The sequence below is a fragment of the Pseudonocardia sp. EC080619-01 genome, assembly GCF_001420995.1.
GTDB lineage: Bacteria > Actinomycetota > Actinomycetes > Mycobacteriales > Pseudonocardiaceae > Pseudonocardia.
Genome location: NZ_CP012184.1, coordinates 4,987,612 through 5,006,224 on the forward strand (window position 1 = coordinate 4,987,612; position 18,613 = coordinate 5,006,224).

Below are 18,613 nucleotides of genomic sequence, written 5' to 3' on the forward strand. Positions count from 1 at the left end.
CGCCCCATCGCCCCGCACCCACCGGAGGACACCGCCATGACCGTCGAGGACACGCTGCAGGACCGGGTCGCGATCGTGACCGGCGCGGCACAGGGCATCGGCCGCGCCACGGCGCTGCGGCTCGCCGCCGAGGGCGCGGTCGTCGCCTGCGCCGACATCCAGGACTGCGCCGGGACCGTGGCGCTCGCGGAGAAGGAGGGCGGCCGGGCGGTCGCGGTGGAGCTGGACGTGCGCCGGGCCGCGGACTGGGAGGGCGCGGTCGCCGGGCTGGTCGCCGAGCACGGCCGGATCGACCTGCTCGCCAACGTCGCGGGCGTGGTGAACCTGCTCAGCCCGGACACCGTCGTCGGGCTCACCGAGGACGCTTGGGACGTCGTGATCGACACCGACCTCAAGGGCGTCTGGCTCGGGATGCGGGCGGTGATCCCCGCGATGGTCGACGCCGGTGGGGGCCGGATCGTCAACATCGCCTCCATGGCGGCGCTGCGCGGGCTACCGAACCTGGCCTCGTACTCCGCAGCCAAGGGCGGGGTGGTCGGCCTGACCCAGCAGGCCGCGTTCGAGTACGCCGACCAGGGCGTGCTGGTCAACGCCATCGCACCGGGGACGATCGACACCCCGATCCTGGCCGGGATCACCGACGAGATGCGCGCGGCGAACGCCGACGCCCACCTCGTGCGCAGGCTCGGCCGCCCGGACGAGATCGCCGCGATGGTGGCGTACCTGTTCCGCGAGGGCTCCTTCCAGACCGGCATCACGTTCCCGGTGGACGGCGGCTGGGCGGCCAAGGGTAACTTCTGATGTGGGACTTCTCGACCGACCCCGACTACCAGGCGACGCTCGACTGGGTCGACGCCTTCGTGCGCGACGAGATCGAGCCGCTCGACCTCGTCCTGGGCGACCCCTACGACAAGACCGACGCCACGGCACGACGACTGGTGCGCCCGCTGCAGCAACAGGTCCGTGAGCGCGGGCTCTGGGCCGCCCACCTGGGCCCCGAGCTCGGCGGGCAGGGCTACGGCCAGGTCCGGCTGGCGCTGCTCAACGAGCTGCTCGGCCGGTCCCGGTGGGCGCCGACGGTCTTCGGCTGCCAGGCGCCGGACTCGGGCAACGCCGAGATCCTCGCCCGGTTCGGCACGCCCGCGCAGAAGGAGCGCTACCTGCAGCCGCTCCTCGACGGCGAGATCTCGTCCTGCTACTCGATGACCGAGCCGCACGCCGGGGCCGACCCGACGCTGTTCACCACACGCGCCGTCCGCGACGGCGACGACTGGGTGATCGACGGCGAGAAGTGGTTCTCCTCGAACGCCCGGCACGCCGCGTTCGTGATCGTGATGGCGGTGACCGACCCGGACGCCGCACCGCACGACTCGATGTCGATGCTCATCGTGCCGCGGGAGACCCCGGGCCTGGAGATCGTGCGGGACGCGGGCGTCGGCACCGAGTCACCCGAGCACTCCAGCCACGCCTACCTGCGCTACTCGGGCGTGCGCGTCCCGGCGGATCACCTGCTCGGGGAACGCGGGCGCGCGTTCGCGATCGCCCAGACCCGGCTCGGCGGCGGGCGCATCCACCACGGGATGCGCACGATCGCCCAGATGCGGCGGGCGTTCGACCTGATGCGGGAACGGGCGGTCTCCCGTACCACCCGGCACGGGCGGCTCGCCGACCTGCCGTCCACCCAGGACGCGGTCGCGGAGAGCTGGATCGACCTGGAGCAGTTCCGGCTCCTGCTGCTGCGCACGGCGTGGCTGATCGACCGGCACCAGGACTACCGGGCGGTCCGCGCGGACATCGCCGCGGTGAAGGTGGCGATGCCGCGGGTCTACCACGACGTCGTGCAGCGCGCGATGCACCTGCACGGTGCGCTCGGCATCTCCAACGAGATGCCGTTCGCCGCGATGATGGTCGACGCCCAGGTCATGGCGATCGCCGACGGCCCGACCGAGGTGCACCGCCGGACGCTCGCCCGCGGGCTGCTCCGTGACGTCGAGCCGGGGGAGCCGCTGTTCGGCTCGGGGCACCTGCCGACCCGCACCGAGGCGGCCCGGGCGCACGTCGCCGCCCGGCTCGAGCACGAGGTCGCGAACGCGTGAGGTGCGCCCGGGGCCGCTAGCGGGTGGCGTCGCGGTGCAGGCCGAGCAGGTGGACGTAGGCGGCCGCCGACAGCGGGATCGAGTCCCGCTCCTGCTCGGTCAGCTCGCGGCGCACCTTCCCCGGCACCCCCGCGACCAGCGACCCGGGCGGCACGACCGTGCCTTGGGTGAGCACCGCCCCGGCCGCGATCAGCGACCCGGCGCCGACCTCGACGCCGTTCATGAGGACCGCGCCCATCCCGACCAGCACGTCGTCGCCGACCGTGCAGCCGTGGACGACCGCGCGGTGGCCGACGGTGACGCCGTCGCCGATCGTCGCGGGGAAGCCGGGATCGGCGTGGACGACGCAGCCGTCCTGCAGGTTGGACCGGGTGCCGATGCGGATCGGGGCGACGTCGGCCCGGACGACGGTGGTGTACCAGACGCCGGACTCCGCGCCGACCGTCACGTCGCCGGCGAGGACGGCGCCGGGGGCCACCCAGGCGTCGGGGTGGACATCGGGGGAGTGGCCGTCGATCTGGATCACGGGAGCTCTCCGGGTGGGGTCGGGGACGGGGTTCTCAGGTACCGGCGGCGACCCGGAAGGCCTGCAGCACGTCGTCGCCGAACAGGACGAAGCGCACCTGCCGGACCGAGGTCGGGGTGTCCCGCGCGGTGGCGACCGCGATCCGTGCGGCGTCGTCGATCGGCCAGCCGTAGACGCCGGCCGACACCGCGGGAAACGCGACGGTGCCGGCGCCGAGCTCGTCGGCGACCCGCAGCGACTCGCGGTAGGCGCTCGCGAGCAGGTGGGAGCGGTCCTCGGACGTCGCGTACACCGGCCCGACGGTGTGGATCACCCATCGTGCCGGGAGGTCGCCCGCGGTGGTGGCGACGGCGCGGCCGGTCGGCAGGCCGTCGGGCCAGGTGTCGGCGCGCAGCCTGCGGCACTCGGCGAGGATCGCCGGGCCGCCACGGCGGTGGATGGCGCCGTCGACCCCGCCGCCGCCGAGCAGCGACGAGTTGGCCGCGTTGACCACGGCGTCCACCACGGTCTCGGTGATGTCCCCGCGCTCGGTCACGATCTCGGGGCTCATCGGCCCGCCTCCGTCCGGAGCCGTCCCAGCAGCGGGATGGCGTCGATCTTCTCGTCGGTCAGGGACTCCCAGACGATGCCGCCGTCCGGCCGGGTGCGCCGGTGCTCCCGGCAGTCGATCACACGGTCCGGGGTGACGACCAGGTCGACCGGGGCGTCGTGCGAGGCCCACGGGACGACGCCCGCATCGCGCAGCTGCAGCTCGTGCACGGTCGTGACGACCAGGGTGTCGTCGGAGACGAGCCCGGCCTCGCGGGCGAGCGCGAACTCCAGGTCGGCGAAACCGCCGCCCTTCCCGAGCCGGGCACCGTCGGCGCCGACGGCGACGCAGCCGGTCACCACGAGATCCACGGGTTCCAGCTCGTCGACGGCGACCCGGCGGGCCGAGCGGGTGGCGTTCGTGATCGACACCGCGCGGCGCGGCGGGTCCGCGAGGTGGTCGGGATCGAGCAGGAAGAACGGATCGTCCTCGGCGAGCCGCGGGACGGCCATGTACACCGTCTTGCCGTCCTCCAGGGCGTACTGCCGCACCGGCAGCTGCGCGGAGTCCGGGTTGGACTTGACCGTGCGGGCCGCCCGCCAGACGTCCAGCTCCCGCAGCCGCCGGGCCGCGGCCTCGGCGCCCACGAAGTTCGAGATCCGGTTGCGGGCGCCGGGGAACCGCGACGCCTTCTGCTCGGTGAGCGCGGTCCAGACCTCGTCGCGCAGGGCCGCCTTGCGCTCGAGCGTCTCCGGGTCGCCCCCGGCGTCGTGGTCGTGGCGGCGGCTCATGCCGGCGACTCTGCCACGGCTCAGTGCTCGCGCAGCGCCCGGATCAGCTCGTCCTTGCTCATGTCGGACCGGCCCTCGACACCGACCCGCTGGGCACGCTCGTAGAGCTGGTCGACGGTCATGTCCTCGTAGTCGCCGGACCCGCCGCCGCGCGCGCCGATCTCGTCCCGCCCCTCGGCGGCGGCCGCGTTGGCGATCCGGGCGGACTTCTCCTTCGAGTTGCCCTCCTCGCGGAGGCGCTCGTACATCTCGTCGTCCTTGATGCTGTCGGGCATGCCGGAGGGGTACCCGGCGGGTGGCAGCCCAACCGGCGGCCGGGCCGACCGCACCCCCCGGTGGCGGCCGGCCCGGTTCCCGCGTTCTTGCAGGGACGTTCGACCGCCCCGGACCGGGCCCGGTGTGCGGGCCCGGCTCGCGGCCGGGGCCCCCCCTGCTCACCCGTCACCGGGTCCGGTCCGCAGCGGTCGATTGCCAGCGAATTTCTGTGCACATGAATATGCTGGCGTTGTAGGGTGAATGTCAACTCCGTTCCGGGCACATCCCGGAACCGCCGATCGAGGGAGGACCGCGTGACCGGACCCGGGGAGCCGGACGGCGCCGACCACCCGGCCGCACCGACGCTCGGGGAGCGCCTGGCGCGGCTGCGGACGACCGTGCACCCGGCTGACCGCGGGCCCTACACGCTCGAGGAGGTCTCGGAGGGCATCCGGCTGCGGGGCGAGCCGATCTCCCCGGCCTACCTGCACCAGCTCGAGACCGGCAGGCGCCCCAACCCGTCGCTGCAGAAGCTCGAGGCGATCGTCGGGTTCTACGGCGTGACGCTCGCCTACCTGTTCAACGACGGGGTGGCCGCCGAGATCGACGAGGAGATCGCGCTGCTGCAGGCGATCCGCGACCAGGGGGTCAAGGACATCGCCATGCGCGCACTCGATCTCGACCCGGAGTACCGCCGGTCGCTGGCGCGGATCATCCAGGAGATGGGCGACCTGCAGCAGCGCAGCGGTTCCACCGGCCGCCGCCGTCGTCGCGGTGCCGACGGACCGTCCGGATGAGACCATTCCTCCCGACCGGGGAGGTTCCGGGCCACGGCCCGCACTGCACGCGACTCGCCGCACGGCAGGCAGGGGGGAGGACCGTGCGCTACTCGACGCTGCACCGTCGCTGCGCCGCCCTCGTACACCGGCTCGACCGCGACATCGGCGGCATCCCGCGTCCGTTCGACCTGGACGAGCTGCTGGACCGGATCGAGCGCCACCGGGAGCGGCCGATCGACCTGCACGCCACCCGGATCTCGGGTGGACCGTGCGGGCTGTGGCTGCGCCGCGACGACGCCGACGTCATCGTCTACCCGGAGAACACCAGCACCGTCCACCAGACGCACATCGTCCTGCACGAGATCGGGCACATGGTGTGCGAGCACCGGGGCGCCTGCGCTCTCGACCTCGGGTCGGTCGGCGGTCTCGTCTCCCCCGAGCGGGCCCTGCTGGCCGAGCACATGCTCGCCCGCTCGACCTACGGCACGGACGACGAGCAGGAGGCGGAGATGGTGGGCACCCTGATCCGGCTCGCCGCGGAGACGCCGTCCGCCGAGCTGGTCGACGGCCGGGTCGGCGGTGACGAGTCCGGTCTCTACCGGCGCATCGCCGACCTCTTCGGCTGACGGCGATGGTCAGTCTCGTCTTCCTCGGCGTCGCCCTGCTCTGCTTCGGCACCGCCGTGCTGCGACAGCGCTCCTGGCGGGCGCGGCGCGGGGCGGGGGCCACGCCGGTGCTGCCGGCGCTCGCAGCACTGGGGTGCGCCCTCGTGCTGATCGCGCCCGTGACCCAGGAGCTGCTGAGCGCGGTCGTCCCGGGTGCGGGGCGGCTGTCGTCGAACGCGTGCACGCTGATCGCGGCGTTCGCGTTCTCCGAGATGCTCGGCTACCTGCACGGCACCGGCGGGACGCCCGGGGGCAGGCGGCGCCGCGCCGGTCTGCTGGTCGTCGTCCTGACCGTGCTGGTCGTGACGTTCGCGCTGGGCCGACCGCCCCAGGGACCGGTCGCCCTGTTCTCCTACCGGGACGACCTCGCACTCACCGTCTACGTCGTCGTCTACGCGCTCTATCTCGGGTTCAACCTCGTCCGGATGCTCCTCCTGGCGGTACGGGCGGTCGGCCGGACGCGACGGCGGCTGCGGCTGAGCATGGTCGTCCTCGCTGCCGGGTGCGTGGTCGGTCTCGCCTACGCCGTGTCGCGGGTGACGACCGCGGTCGGTGCCTACGCCGGAGCGGGGCCGGACGGGGCCGAGCGGTGGTGTGCCGGCCAGTTCGAGAACCTGCACTGCTCGTTGGCCGTCGGCTTCCCCGCGCTGTCGGTGGCGCTCATCGTCCTCGGCCTGGGGGTGCCGTTCCTGCTGGACGCGCCCGCCGAGCTGCGCCGGTGGGTCACCGATCTCCGGCTCGCCCGCGCTCTGCGCCCACTGTGGCGTGCCATGTACGAGGCGCTCCCGCAGATCGCGCTGACCTCGCCGGGTGCGGTCGCCGGCAGCGTCCCCCACCACGACGCGTCGCTGCGGCTCTACCGGCGCACGGTCGAGCTGCGCGACGGGGCGCTGCTGCTCCAGCCCTACCGCACCGCGGCCGACACCGCCGAGCACCGGCGCCGGGCCGCCGCCGCCGGTCTCCGGGGCGAGCGGGCGGACGACGCGGTCGAGGCCGCGGACCTCGCGGTGGCACTGGCGCGGTACCGCGAGGCAGGGTCGGTGCCCGGAGCAGGTCCGGCGGGCGGACCCGGGCCCGGCGAGCCCGGGGAGCCGGCCGCGGACGATCCCCGCGCCGAGGCCCGGCGGCTGGCGCGGGTGTCCGCGGCGTTCGCCCGGGGCGATCTCGCGCCGCCCGCGGATCAGAGCGGGAACGTCGCGCGCTGACGCCAGCCGTCGCCGGTCAGCTCGACCAGCACCGCGGTGTCCAGGTGGGCCTCGATCGGAAGCAGGGTGTCGGCAGGGCCGGAGATCCCGCCGGGGTCCTCGACCGGTCCCAGCGCGAGGGTGACGTGCGGTTCCGGGTCGGGGCCGAAACGGCCGCCGTAGGGCGGGTGGTCCGGCCACTGTGCACGCAGCGCCGTGGCCAGCGCCGCGACCGGACCGGCGGGCTCCGGAGCGGTCGAGATCATCGTGGGTCCGACGTGGGTGCGGGTGAAGCGGCAGGTGAGCCGGCCCGTACCCGCAGAGAGCGCGCGGCACCGGTCGACGACGCCCTCGGTCACCTCGGTGGTGGGCAGGAACGGGTAGAGCAGCGTGAGGTGGGCGGGGATCCCGGGCCGGACGGCGTCCGGTCTGCGGCCGGCGATCACGGCGAGCACCGGGTCGAGCTCGGCCACCAGGAGGAGGACCGCGGTCTGTCCTGGCTGGGGCACGGTCGCATTGTGGCATCGGCGGGCCGACGCGCCCGGCCCGTGACGGTGTCCGGATCCCCGCACCCGGGGGGTGGGCGCGCGGGGATCCGGCACCTGCTCCGTCCGGGGGATGGCCGGAGCGACTGCGAGTGTACGGACGGTGAGCGCCGGGAGGCGAGGGTCGCGGACGATCGGGTCCGACGTTCAGCCCAGCAGGGCGGTGACGCGGTCGAGGAACGGCAGCTGGCCCTTGACGATCTTCTCGCGTGCCGTGGCGAGGTCGAACCACCCGGCCCGGTCGAGCTCGGGGAACCGGACCGTGCGCCCGGACCGGGGCGGCCACTCGATCTCGACCCAGGTGCCGTCGTCGGGGCGGCCGGCGACGGCCTCGGCGCCGGTGAACCCGCTGCCGTCGAGCGCGAAGGCGGCGACGGTCTTGCGGGACTGGCGCACCGTGCCCAGGTCGACGGGCTCGCCGTCCGGGGGAGGGGCGCCGATCTCCTCGGTGAACTCGCGGCGGGCGGCGTCGAGCGGGGACTCCTCCGGGCCGTGCTCGCCCTTCGGGACCGACCAGGCGTGCGCGTCCTTCCGGGCCCAGAACGGGCCGCCCATGTGCCCGAGCAGTACCTCGACGCCGTCCGGGCCCCTGCGGTGCAACAGGATCCCGGCGCTGGTCACGGGTGGCACGGCGACTCCTCGGGACGGTCGACGCGCAGGACCAGACTCCGCGGCGGGTCGATCGGGTTGTCGGGAGCGAGGTCGCCCTCGGCGACCCGCCGGAAACCCGCCTTCTCCAGCGCCCGCCAGGACGCCCGGTTCGTCGCCACCACGGGGACGATGATCGCGCGCGCCTCCGGGTAGCGCTCCCACACCCCCGCGACGGCCGCGACGAGGATGCGCGGCCCGAGCCCGCGGCCGACGAGCCCGGGCTCGCCGATCAGGTAGTCGATCGTCGCGGCGCCGGGCGGGATCTCCAGGATCGGCGCGATCTCCTCGACGTACTCCGGGTAGTCGTGCCACAGGCAGCGTTGCAGCAGGCCCACCGGTGCACCGCCGACCACGACGACGAGGTCCTCGGACGGCTCCTCACCGCGCATCGCCGGGCCGAAGTCCCGTTCGACGGCCTCCGGCGACGTGTCGTGGAACCACCAGCGGTGCACGTGCGGCTCGGCCAGCCAGCCGCGCAGCATCGGGAGATCGGCGGGGGTGAGCGGACGGAACCCGGGAGGGCCGTCCGGGAGGTCGTGCTCGGCGGCGGACACCACCCGGACGGTAGCGAGGGCGGCAGCGGGCCGGGAGCGGGTTTCCTCGGCACGGGTTCCGGCTCCTCCGCCGGGACTTCCCTACACCGGGACCTCCCGGCTCCTCCGCCGGGACGAGACGCACGGTCCGGTGATCTCGTCCCCGCCGACGACGACCGGGCGAGCGCCGACGTCCTAGCCTCTGGAGCGTGGTGGTGCGCAGGCCCGCCACGGGAGGGGGAGAGATGTCCGAGGCGGACGCGCGGGGGACGGACACACCGGACGGACGGCCGGAGGGGCCCGCGCCGGGCGGTCCCGGGCCGGACGCCGCCGGGCCGGAGGCTTCCGGGCCGGGCACGGCGGCGGCGGGCACCGGGGCTCCGGCCGGGACGCAGAAGAAGCGGTTCCGGTGGCGCAACAGCGACTACACCCCCGAGGAGCTCGCCGAGGCCAAGAAGGCCTGGCGGGACGCCATGCCGTGGGACCACCCGATGACCCGTGGCGACAAGTTCCTCGTCTTCTCCACGCTCGGGATCATCGCGTTCATGGCGCTGACGATGCCGCTGCGGCCGTTCCTGCTGGCGTCGCACCCGATCGGTCTGAGCTTCGTCACCGGCAGCCTGTCCGCGATCGGCGCCGGTGCGGCGTTCGCGCGGATCGGCGAGGCGTCGCTGTGGCTGGTGGTCGTCGCCGGGATCGTCGGCATGATCAAGTTCGACTGGCTGTTCTGGCTGGCGGGCCGCCGGTGGGGTCCCAAGGTGGTCGAGCTGTTCGCCCCGGGCGAGGCGGCACAGCGGTTCGTGAGCAAGGTCCGGTCCTGGCCCCGGTGGGCGCTGGGGCTGGTCGTCGTGCTGTCGACGATCCCCGGCGTCCCCGCACCGGCGGTCTTCGCGCTCGCCGGGCTCGGCCGGATGCGGCTGGCGACGTTCCTGCTGTTCGACGCCCTCGGCGCGGCCCTGATGACCGGTCTGGTCGCCGGACTCGGGTTCGGGCTCGGGCAGCACGCGGTCGACGTCGTACTCATGATCGACGAGTACGCCCTCTACGTCACCCTCGGCCTGGTCGCCGTCGTGACGGTCGGCTCGGTCCGCCGGGACCGGAAGGCCCGGGCCGAGCGCGAGGCCGCGACGGCGTCCGCGTCGACGACCACGACCGGCACCGCGGAGTGATCCCGGCGGGGCGTCACGCGCCGTCCGTGGCGCCCAGCCGGTTCCTCAGACCGCTGGCGCGTCCCGCCGGGCGCGCGATCGCGGCCCGCACCGCGGCCTCCGTGCCGATGATCCGCACGTGCCGCCGGGCCCGGGTCACGGCGGTGTAGAGCAGCTCGCGGGTCATGAGTGGCGAGTCCCCGGGCGGCAGCACGACGGTGATCCGGTCGAACTGGCTGCCCTGGCTGCGGTGCACCGTCATCGCGTAGACGGTCCCGACGCCGCCCAGCCGGGCCGGTTCGAACTCCTGCGGCCGCCCGTCGGTGGGGAACACGGCACGGCGGCCCTCCGGGGTCCGGACGACGACGCCGGTGTCGCCGTTGAACAACCCCAGGTCGTAGTCGTTGGTGGTGACGAGCAGGGGCCGGCCCGGGTACCAGGGGGCCTCGGCGTCGTAGCCGGGGCGCGCGGTGGAGATCCAGCGCTCGATCTCCGTGGTCCACCGGGCGACGCCGTAGGGCCCGCGCCGGTGCCCGCACAGCACGCGGTGCTCGTCGAGGACCTCCAGCGCCCGGTCGACGTCCCCGCCGTCGGCGGCGTCGATCAGCCCGGTCGCCGAGCCGACCACCTCGGAACGCAGCGGGTCCAGCGCGGCCGCCGGGACCTCGGCCGGGTCGGCGTCGACGAAGGTCAGCTCTCCGGAGTCCCGGCTCAGCAGCGCCGCCGCGGCGTCGCCGTCGCCGGCCTGCACGGCGGCGGCGAAGTCCGCGATCAGTCCGCCGAACCGCCAGTTGCGCTGCAACTCCACCACACCGTTGCGCACGACGACCGGCTCGCCCGGTTCCCCGGGGCCGGCGTCCGGCTCCGCGGTGGCCGCCGGGATCGGGCGGTCGGCGCGGAACGCACCGCACCGCTCCAACGCCTCCTGCAGGGCGGGCTCGGGCCGGCCGCCTGCGGCGGCGAGGTCGCCGAGCACGGCACCCGCCTCCACCGAGGCGAGCTGCTCGGGGTCGCCGACCAGCACCAGGCGGGCGTCCGGCCGCACGGCCTCCAGGAGCCGGGCCATCATCGTCAGCGACACCATCGAGGTCTCGTCGACCACGACGACGTCGTGCGGCAGCCGGTTCCCGCGGTGGTGGCGGAACCGCCCGGAGCTCCCGCGCGAGCCCAGGAGCCGGTGCAGGGTCGACGCCGTCGTGCCCGTGATCGCCTTGCGATCGTCCTCCGACAGCTCACCCGCGGCCTCGGTCACCGACTGGGTCAGCCGGGCGGCCGCCTTGCCGGTGGGCGCGGCCAGCGCGACCCGCAGGCCGGGACGGCCCTGCGTGCTCCCGCCGTGCAGGTCGTGCAGGACGGCGAGCAGCCGGGCGACCGTCGTCGTCTTGCCCGTGCCGGGCCCGCCGGCGATCACCGTGACCGGGCGCAGCGCGGCGACGGCGGCGGCGAGCCGCTGGCGCTCGGCACCGGGACGGCCGAGCAACCGGTCCAGGGCGGCGCACAGCCGCTCCGGCACGACCTCGGTGACCGGCCCGGAGCGCGCGGCGAACTCGCGCCGCACCAGCTCCTCCTCCTGCCAGTACCGCTCCAGGTACAGCAGGTCGCCGAGCAGCCGCAGCGGACGGTCCGCGGGCGCGTCCGCGCCGTCGGCGACCAGGGGGCTCGCCGCCAGCTCGGCGCGCCACGCCGCCGGTTCCGGCCACGGCAGGCCGGACACGTCGACGGCGATCTCCCCCTCGCTCGCGGTCGACGTCGCGGCCGCCGAGAGGTCCACGCAGACCGAGCCGTTGCGGATGGCCCGCACCGCGAGCGCAGCGGCCAGCAGCACCGGCACGGGTTCGGCGGCGGCGCCGTCGGCCACACCGGTCGGGTCGCCGCGGCCGCCGAGCCGCGTCAGCCGGCGGGCCACGTGCAGGTCGCCGGGCGCGAGGACGTCCGCGACGTTGAACTCGGCGAGGACCCCCGACGCGGTGCGCGCGGCCCGCGGGCCGAACGGGTCGCGCTCCGGTGCGGCGGCGGTCGTCGTGGTGGCGGGGCTCGTGGGGACGGTCATCGGACGCCTCCGTCGAGCAGCTCGGACAGCTCGGTCACCAGCGCGGAGGGTGGGCGCCACGCGAACACCCCGCACGGCGCCGCGAGCGGGCCGGTACCGGTGACCGGTGTGGCCGGGCCGCACATCCCGCGCAGGAACAGGTAACCGACCCCGCCCAGGTGCTCCTCCGGGTCGTACCCCGGGAGCCGCCAGCGCAGGTAGCGGTGCAGTGCGACGGCGTAGAGCAGCGCCTGCAGCGGGTAGTGGGCGTCGGCCATCGCGGCGGCGAGCCGGGGCTCGGTGTAGTGCGCGGCGGTGAGCGGCTCCCGGGGCCCGGAGACCGACGGCGGGCCGAGCCAGTTGGTCTTGTAGTCGACGACGAGGAAGCGCCCGTCGACCCGCAGCACGGAGTCGATGCTGCCGGTGAGGTAGCCGCGCAGGTTCTGCCCGGCCAGCTCGGGGGAGCCGAGCCGGTCGGCGTAGCCGTGCAGCAGGTCGCCGGGGCCGAGGTGCCGCCCGACGACGGCGGCCAGCCCGGCCAGGGTGAGCCGGCCCGACGGCACGTCGCCACCGCACAGCGGCAGCTCGAAGTCCAGCTCGGACAGCCGATCGGCCGGTGCGACGTCGGCCAGCGCCCGGCCGCCCGCCAGCGGCCCGAGCGGGGTCCGCAGCACGGGGACCAGGGCGTCGGCGAGCTCCTCGGGATCGACGTCGGCGGGCTGGCGCCGCAGCTCGGCGGTGACGTGCGCGACGAGCTCGGCCCGCAACGCGTCGTCGCCGCCGGCGGCGACGGTCGTGTCGAGGTGCTCGAGGACGGCGTGCACCAGGGTGCCGAACCCGGCGCCCATCGGCAGGTCCGCCATGGGGGAGGGGACGCTCGCGGGATCCACCGTCGAGGTGGCACCGCCGGTCGCGGCCCCGGCGGGACCGGTGCCGCCGTCCGCGGCGGGCTCGTCGCTCAGGCCCTCGTCCTCGGGCTCGGTGAGCACCCCCGGCGTGGCGGCCGGCCCCGCGTCGGCCTCGGCGGTGTCGTCGAGCGGGTGGTGCGCGGCGTGGGCGGCCGCGGTGAGCGCGGTGTACGAGGTCCGCCGCCAGGCGGTGTCCAGGGTGCGGCCGAACCCGGCCGCGGCGAGCCGCACCCCGTCCGCTTCGGCCGGGAGCCGCACCGGGTCCCGGTCGTGCAGGGTCTCGACGACCGCGTCGCTGCCGGCGAGCCGTTCCCGCAGGTACTGCACCGCGTTCGCGTCACCGGGGACGGCGGCGGCCGTCTCGGGCCCGGTGCCCGGGCCGCGGTTCCCGGCCAGCATCCGGTGCAGCGACGACGACGCGGTCGTCGTCGACGGCACCCACCACGCGACGACCTGGCTGCAGGCCCGGGTCAGCGCGACGTAGAGCAGCCGCAGGTCCTCCCCGGCCTCCTCGGCCAGGTGCAGCGCGGTGCGGTGCGCGCGGTCGGGCCCGGAGGTCCCGCCGACGTCGAGCAGCCGGCGCGCGTCGCCACCGGCGCCGCCCGGGACGTCGTGGTAGAGCAGCGGGTCCGGGGTGTCGTTGACCCAGCGGTCCCAGGCGAACGGCAGGTACACGACGGGGAACTCGAGCCCCTTCGACCGGTGCACCGTGACGATCTGGACGGCGTCGGCGTCGGACTCGAGCCGACGGCTGCGCTCGGCGGAGGTGTCGCGTGCGGCCTCACCGATGCGGTGCCGCAACCACTCGGTGAGCGCGGTCGGGCCGAGGTGACGCTCCAGCGCGACCGAGTGCAGCACCTGACCGACGTGCCGGAGGTCGGTGAGGTCGCGTTCGCCGTCGGGGCGCGACAGCAGCCGCTGCGCCGGGGCGTAGCGGGCGAACACCGCCTCCTGCAGCGCGGCGACCCCCCGCTCGGCGAGCACCTGGTGCCACGCGCGCAGGTCGGCGCCGAGGCGGTCGACGAGCCGGTCGGCCTCGGGCCCGCAGAGATCGGCGACCGTGTGCCCGACGAAGCGGGTCAGCGCCGCTGCGCGCAGCCGCATCGACCGCTGCGGCTGCTCGACCGCCTCCAGCAGGGTCAGCCAGTCCTGGGCGACCGGCGTGGTGAACACGCTGGTGCTGCCGGTCAGTACCGCGGGCACCCCGGCCTCGGCGCAGGCGTCGCGCACCAGCAGGCCCTGAGCGTTGGTGCGCACGAGCACCGCGACCTGGCCCGGGCGCAGGGCCTCACCGTCCCAGGTGGCGGAGCCGTCGAGCAGCTCGGACAGGTCGACGGCGACGTCGCGGGCCACGACCCGCCGGGCCGCGGGTGCGCGGCCGAGCTTGCGGCCGGTGAGGTCGAGCCGGTCCCGGTCGACGGCGCGCAGTCGGAGCGGGGCGTCGCGCCGGGCGGTGAGCCGCCGCGCGGTGTGGTGGGCGTCGACGGGGTGCACCACGATCTCGGAGTCGCCGAGCGCCGCCCCGTCGAAGACCCTCTCCAGCGCGGTGAGCAGGGCGGCGTCGCTGCGCCGGTTCGTCGCCAGCGTCCGCCGGTCGGTCGCGGCGTCGGCGGCGCGCAGGTAGCTGTGCACGTCGGCGCCGCGGAAGGCGTAGATCGCCTGTTTCGGGTCGCCGATCAGCACGAGCGTCGTGGCCGGGGCGCCGTGGAAGGCGAGCGAGAGGATCTCCCACTGCAGCGGGTCGGTGTCCTGGAACTCGTCGACCAGCACCACCGAGAAGCGGGACCGCAGCCGCTCGCGCGCGGCCGGCCCGCGCAGCGGGTCGCGCAACGCCTCGGCCAGCCGGGAGAGCATGTCGTCGTAGCTGTAGATGCGCAGCCGGCGCTTGCGGGCGTCGACCTCCCGGCGGACGGCCGTGGCGAACCCGTGCCGGGTCGCGGCCACCGAGCGGGGGTCGGCGTCGCGCGGCTCGAGCTCGGCCTGCGGGTCGGCGACCGCGCGGCGGGCCAGCGCCAGTGCCTCGGCCCGGGTGAAGGCCGGCTTCCCGGCCTGCGGGTTCGCGTACTTGCGCACGTAGAAGTCGTCGACGACCTCGGTCACGACGTCGTCGACGTGCTCGACGAACTCCGCGTCCGGGTCGTTGTCACCGGCGACCCCGAGTCCGGCCAGCATCTGCCGGCAGAACTGGTGGGTGGTGGCGATCGTCGCGGCGTCGAACGACGCCGACGCCTCCGCCAGCCGGGCCCGCCGGAGCCCGATCTCCTCCGGCCCGGCGTCGGCGAGGTGCGCGACCACCGGGTCGGACTCCCGGGACGGCGGCTCGGCGCCGGCGAGCACCGCGGCGAGCGCCCGCTCGGTGCCGACGAGCCGCTCCCGGACCCGTTCGCGCAGCTCCTGGGTCGCGTCCCGGCCGAAGGTCACCAGCATCAGCCGGTCCAGCCCGGCGACACCCTCGGCGACGTAGCGGGTGGCCAGCGCGGCGATCGTGTAGGTCTTGCCGGTCCCGGCACTCGCCTCCAGCATGACGGTGCCGGACGGCAGCGGACCGTCCACGGCGAAGGTCGGTGCGGAGAGGACCGCGGTCGTGCTCACGGTGCGTCCTGCCTCTCGTGGTCGAGCAGCGGCGCCCACAACCGGGCGGCGAGCGAACCGAAGCGGGTCGGCTCGGCGCCGCTCCCGGGCTCCTCGCGGGTGAGCAGCGGTGCACCGGAGCCGCGGACGAACACGTGCGCGGCGTCGTCGCGCTCGAACCGGGACCACTCGGAGTCGGCCGCGGCGAGCGCGTTCGGCGGGACCACGCCGCGGGAACGGTTGCGGGCGTAGACGGCCGCGGCGTCGGTCGGCAGCGGCAGCGGCTCGCGCAGCCCCTCACGCCGCAGCGCGACCAGGTCGGCGAGCACGGACCGGGCTCGATCCGGGGGCACCGGTCCGAGGGTGGAGCGGGCGGCGCCGCCGGTGCCGCGGCCGATCGTCACCGCCGTCCACGGTCGGTCCGGGTGCGCGGCGGTCAGGGCGAGCAGCTGCACCCACGCCCGCAGCCGGTGCTTGGCCTTCAGCCGCGAGTACTCGACCCGCACCACGACGTCGCCGTGCAGACCGGGCACGGTGCCGGTGACGGTGATCCCGTCCAGCGGGGTTCCGCCCAGCGGTGCCACCAGGTCCTGCGAGGCCGCCTCGCCGGTCCGGACGGCGGCGGCGAGGGAGACCAGCGGCTCCACCCGGCCGCCGACGTCGGTCAGCACGCGGTGCCCGATGCCGCCCGGGGGCAGGTCGCCGCGCAGCGTCTCCGCCCGGGCGACGGCCTGCGGCGGGGCTCCGGCGAGCCGGTCGGCGAGCAGCCGGTCGCCGATCTTCCAGGTGGCGAGCCCGTCGAGCTCGACCGGCAGCGCGTCGTCGGGCTCGGCGTTCTCCCCGGGCGGCAGCACGCGGACCCGCTGGCGCAGGTACGCCCGGACCGGGTGCTCGACGAAGGCGACGAGGTCGTCGAGGTCGACGGACTCCTCGGCGTCGGGCTCGGGCAGCGGATCGGGCGGGAACAGCGGCACCGCTGCCCGCGGTCCGTCCGCGGCCTCCGCGCCGCGGAGCGCGGCACGGTCGAAGCTGAACGGCCCGGACGCGAGGAGCGACCCGGCGGTGAAGTTGCGCCGGTCGTGGGGCTGCAGCGGGTGCCGGGCACGCAGCGCCTCCGACGCGTGCTGCCCGGTGCCGGTGGTGACGGTGGCGTCGATCGCGTCGCACAGCTCCCCGATCGGCACCGACGGCGGCCGCTCCACACCGGTCCGCTCGTCCGCACCGGAGCTGACGACGACCAGGTGGTCGGTCGCCGAGCCGATCGCGTCGAGCAGCAGCTGCCGGTCCTCGCCGCGCGGGTCCCGCTCGCCGACGACGGGATCGCGGGCGAGCACGTCGTCTCCGTCCGGGGTGCCGGCCCGGGGGAACACACCGTCGTCGCAGCCCAGCAGGCAGACGACCCGGTGCGGGACCGCCCGCATCGGCACCAGCGTGGCCACCGTCAGCGTGCCGGTGCGGAAGTTCGCCCGGCTCGGCCGCCCGCGCAGCCGTTCGGCGAGCAGGCCGCGGACGTCGGGCAGGTCGAGATCGACGGTGCCCGACTGGGGCCCGGCCGTGTGCAGCACGTCGGCGAGCTCGGCGCGGGCCTGCGTGGCCTGCCACGCCTCCGACGGCGGGGTGTCGGTCAGGGCGGCGAGGCCCTCCTCCAGCGCGGCGACCCACGCCGACAGCGGCTGCGGCCCGCGCAGACCGTCGACGACGGTGCCCAGACGGTCGACGATCTCGGCGAGCCTGCCCACGAGGTCCACGTCGGACGAGTCGATCTCGTCGAGCGGCAGCGCGGTGCCCAGCCACGCCGGCGCCCCCGGTGTCTCGGCCATCGCGACGCCCACGAGCAGCCGGTCCAGCCCGGACCGCCAGGTGTTCTGCTCGACGCCGTCGAGCCGGTAGGGGGTGCGGTGCGCGGCGTCGAGGCCCCACCGGATCCCGGCGGCGGTGACCAGCTCGGACAGGCGCTCCAGCGCGTCGTCGTCGAGCCGGAAGCGGCGCCGCACCGGGCCGGTGGAGACGAGGTCGAGCACCTGGGAGGCGGTGAGCCGGGACCCGGCGAGCTCCAGCAGCGTCGACACCGTGCCGAGCAGCGGGTTCGCCTGCCGCAGCGCCCGGTCCGCCAGCCGGACCCGGAGCAGGTGACCGGGGTGCAGCTCGTCGCGGGAGGGGCCCGGGCCGTCGGTGCCGGAGCCGTCGGGCGCCAGCCCGAACGACGCGGTGATCAGCGGTGCGAACACTTCGATGTCCGGGCACATCACCACGATGTCGCGCGGCTCGAGGGTGTCGTCGCCCGCGAGGAGCCCGAGCAGCGCCTCGCGCAGGACCTCGACCTGCCGGTCCGGGCCGTGGCACGAGTGCAGCACGACGCTGCGGTCGGCCGGGTCGAGCAGCGGCCGCGCGTCGGGCGCCGGGGGCGTGGCGTCGTCGCGGAGCCCGTCCTGCAACCGGCGCAGGAGTGTCGGCGGCCCCGTGGGCGCGGGTGCCGGGTGGTGCGTGTCGGTGACCCCGGCGCCCGCGGCGGGCAGCCGCAGCGCCAGCTCACGGACGTCGCGGCCGAGGGAGCGCAGCAGCGGGTTCGCGACCAGCCGGGCGCTGCCGTCGTCGGTGCGGGCCGGCGGGGCCTCCGGGCGGGCCGCGCGCACCGCGTCCCACATGACGGGGGAGGGGTGCGGCAGCCAGAGGTGCACGTCGCGGTGCTCCGCGAGCGCCCCCAGGACGGCGAGGTGCTCGGCGGCGAGCCGGGTCGGCCCGAACAGCGAGAGCCGCTGCGGCACATCGTCGCCGGGGGAGGCGCCGGACCGCAGCGCGGCGACGGCGGCGTCGAGCCGCTCGGCGGGGCCGGGTACGTCGAGCCGGGCCCGCAGGCGCCGCCACAGCTCCGGCTGCCAGCCGAGGTCGGCGGGCACCCCGTCGTCGCCCGAGCGCCAGCCGCGCAGCAGCCCGGGCCGGTGGGTCGCGTAGGAGCCGAACAGCCCGGCGAGCGAGCGGGCGAGCGCGTAGCGGCGGCCGTGACCGCCGCGGTCGAGGTGGGCGGCGAGGCCGGTGAAACGGTCGTCACCGGACCGGGCGGCCTCGTCGACGATCTCCAGCAGCGGCCAGACCGCCCGGCCGGGCGCCCACGGGTCGGTCTCCGCGTCGACCCCGGCGACGTGCGTGACGATCTCGCCGAGCAGCTGCGCGGGCGACGGGAACCGCACGTTGGCGCAGACACCGCCGGAGCCGGACCCGGCCCCGAGCCGGTGCGAGAGCTTCTGGGCCAGCCAGCGCTCCACACCGCGCTCCGGGACGGCGACGAACTCGGCGGCGAACGGGTCGCCGGAACCCTCCGCGAGCACGGCGGCGAGCGCGTCGACGAGGGTGTCCGCACGCTCGGCCCGGTGGAGTTCCAGCACGGACGGCACGGTATCGGCGA

16 protein-coding genes are annotated in these 18,613 nt (G+C 75.7%); 6 read left to right on the forward strand and 10 right to left on the reverse strand.

The genetic code is table 11. The features are described 5' to 3' along the window. Positions 1 to 36: 36 nt before the first annotated feature. Together AD017_RS23505 and AD017_RS23510 are read left to right on the forward strand one after the other, a co-directional pair. Positions 37 to 801: an SDR family NAD(P)-dependent oxidoreductase gene (locus AD017_RS23505; RefSeq protein WP_010229190.1), complete on the forward strand. Its 765-nt coding sequence runs from the start codon at positions 37 to 39 to the stop codon at positions 799 to 801. Then, positions 801 to 2,096: an acyl-CoA dehydrogenase family protein gene (locus AD017_RS23510; RefSeq protein WP_060575580.1), complete on the forward strand. Its 1,296-nt coding sequence runs from the start codon at positions 801 to 803 to the stop codon at positions 2,094 to 2,096. Before AD017_RS23505 ends, AD017_RS23510 begins: the two co-directional genes overlap by 1 nt. Before the next feature lie 16 nt (positions 2,097 to 2,112). Here the strand turns inward: AD017_RS23510 and AD017_RS23515 are convergent, their stop codons facing one another. Genes AD017_RS23515 through AD017_RS23530 form a run of 4 tightly spaced genes read right to left on the reverse strand, consistent with a single transcriptional unit; the run spans position 2,113 to position 4,217 of the window. Then, positions 2,113 to 2,622 carry a gamma carbonic anhydrase family protein gene (locus tag AD017_RS23515; RefSeq protein WP_060575581.1) on the reverse strand — a complete coding sequence of 170 codons (510 nt, stop codon included), beginning with the start codon at positions 2,620 to 2,622 and terminating at the stop codon, positions 2,113 to 2,115. Positions 2,623 to 2,656: 34 nt separating this feature from the next. Further along, positions 2,657 to 3,172, reverse strand: a complete 516-nt coding sequence (locus AD017_RS23520) for an O-acetyl-ADP-ribose deacetylase (protein WP_060575582.1) — start codon at positions 3,170 to 3,172, stop codon at positions 2,657 to 2,659. Continuing rightward, positions 3,169 to 3,942 (reverse strand): 5-formyltetrahydrofolate cyclo-ligase, encoded by a 774-nt coding sequence (locus AD017_RS23525; RefSeq protein WP_060575583.1) that lies wholly within the window; start codon positions 3,940 to 3,942, stop codon positions 3,169 to 3,171. Before AD017_RS23525 ends, AD017_RS23520 begins: the two co-directional genes overlap by 4 nt. A 20-nt stretch (positions 3,943 to 3,962) precedes the next feature. Further along, entirely contained in the window at positions 3,963 to 4,217 is a 255-nt protein-coding gene (locus AD017_RS23530) for a Rho termination factor N-terminal domain-containing protein (protein WP_010229207.1), read from the reverse strand. Positions 4,218 to 4,511: 294 nt separating this feature from the next. On the opposite strand from AD017_RS23530, the gene AD017_RS23535 reads away from it, so the two are divergent. The 3 genes from AD017_RS23535 (at position 4,512) to AD017_RS23545 (ending at position 6,846) form a co-directional block, all read left to right on the forward strand. Next, on the forward strand, positions 4,512 to 4,994 hold the full coding sequence (locus AD017_RS23535; RefSeq protein ID WP_060575584.1) for a helix-turn-helix domain-containing protein: 483 nt from the start codon (positions 4,512 to 4,514) through the stop codon (positions 4,992 to 4,994). 83 nt (positions 4,995 to 5,077) lie between these two features. Beyond that, positions 5,078 to 5,602, forward strand: coding sequence for a hypothetical protein (locus tag AD017_RS23540; RefSeq protein ID WP_060575585.1), 525 nt, complete (start codon positions 5,078 to 5,080; stop codon positions 5,600 to 5,602). Positions 5,603 to 5,607: 5 nt separating this feature from the next. Beyond that, positions 5,608 to 6,846: an MAB_1171c family putative transporter gene (locus AD017_RS23545; protein WP_060575586.1), complete on the forward strand. Its 1,239-nt coding sequence runs from the start codon at positions 5,608 to 5,610 to the stop codon at positions 6,844 to 6,846. On the opposite strand, the gene AD017_RS23550 is transcribed toward AD017_RS23545, so the two are convergent. The 3 genes from AD017_RS23550 to AD017_RS23560 form a co-directional block, all read right to left on the reverse strand. After that, on the reverse strand, positions 6,822 to 7,334 hold the full coding sequence (locus tag AD017_RS23550) for a 2'-5' RNA ligase family protein (RefSeq protein ID WP_168172288.1): 513 nt from the start codon (positions 7,332 to 7,334) through the stop codon (positions 6,822 to 6,824). The two genes, AD017_RS23545 and AD017_RS23550, sit on opposite strands and share 25 nt — an antisense overlap. A 183-nt stretch (positions 7,335 to 7,517) precedes the next feature. Then, positions 7,518 to 7,991, reverse strand: a complete 474-nt coding sequence (locus AD017_RS23555; RefSeq protein ID WP_010231864.1) for an NUDIX domain-containing protein — start codon at positions 7,989 to 7,991, stop codon at positions 7,518 to 7,520. Then, a complete protein-coding gene (locus AD017_RS23560) occupies positions 7,988 to 8,575 on the reverse strand; it encodes a GNAT family N-acetyltransferase (protein ID WP_202796389.1) in 588 nt (195 codons plus the stop codon). Before AD017_RS23560 ends, AD017_RS23555 begins: the two co-directional genes overlap by 4 nt. 224 nt (positions 8,576 to 8,799) lie before the next feature. Between AD017_RS23560 and AD017_RS23565 the strand changes: the two genes are divergently transcribed. Continuing rightward, positions 8,800 to 9,723, forward strand: coding sequence for a DedA family protein (locus AD017_RS23565; protein ID WP_060575588.1), 924 nt, complete (start codon positions 8,800 to 8,802; stop codon positions 9,721 to 9,723). A gap of 13 nt (positions 9,724 to 9,736) precedes the next feature. Here the strand turns inward: AD017_RS23565 and recD are convergent, their stop codons facing one another. The 3 genes from recD to recC are packed head-to-tail and all read right to left on the reverse strand — an operon-like array spanning position 9,737 to position 18,593. Continuing rightward, the gene (recD, locus tag AD017_RS23570; RefSeq protein WP_060575589.1) at positions 9,737 to 11,752 is read right to left on the reverse strand and encodes an exodeoxyribonuclease V subunit alpha; all 2,016 of its coding nucleotides are present in this window, start codon (positions 11,750 to 11,752) and stop codon (positions 9,737 to 9,739) included. After that, a complete protein-coding gene (locus AD017_RS23575; RefSeq protein WP_227012563.1) occupies positions 11,749 to 15,231 on the reverse strand; it encodes a UvrD-helicase domain-containing protein in 3,483 nt (1,160 codons plus the stop codon). The genes recD and AD017_RS23575 overlap by 4 nt, the downstream gene beginning before the upstream one ends. Further along, the gene (recC, locus tag AD017_RS23580) at positions 15,228 to 18,593 is read right to left on the reverse strand and encodes an exodeoxyribonuclease V subunit gamma (protein WP_060576574.1); all 3,366 of its coding nucleotides are present in this window, start codon (positions 18,591 to 18,593) and stop codon (positions 15,228 to 15,230) included. Before recC ends, AD017_RS23575 begins: the two co-directional genes overlap by 4 nt. Positions 18,594 to 18,613 lie beyond the last annotated feature (20 nt).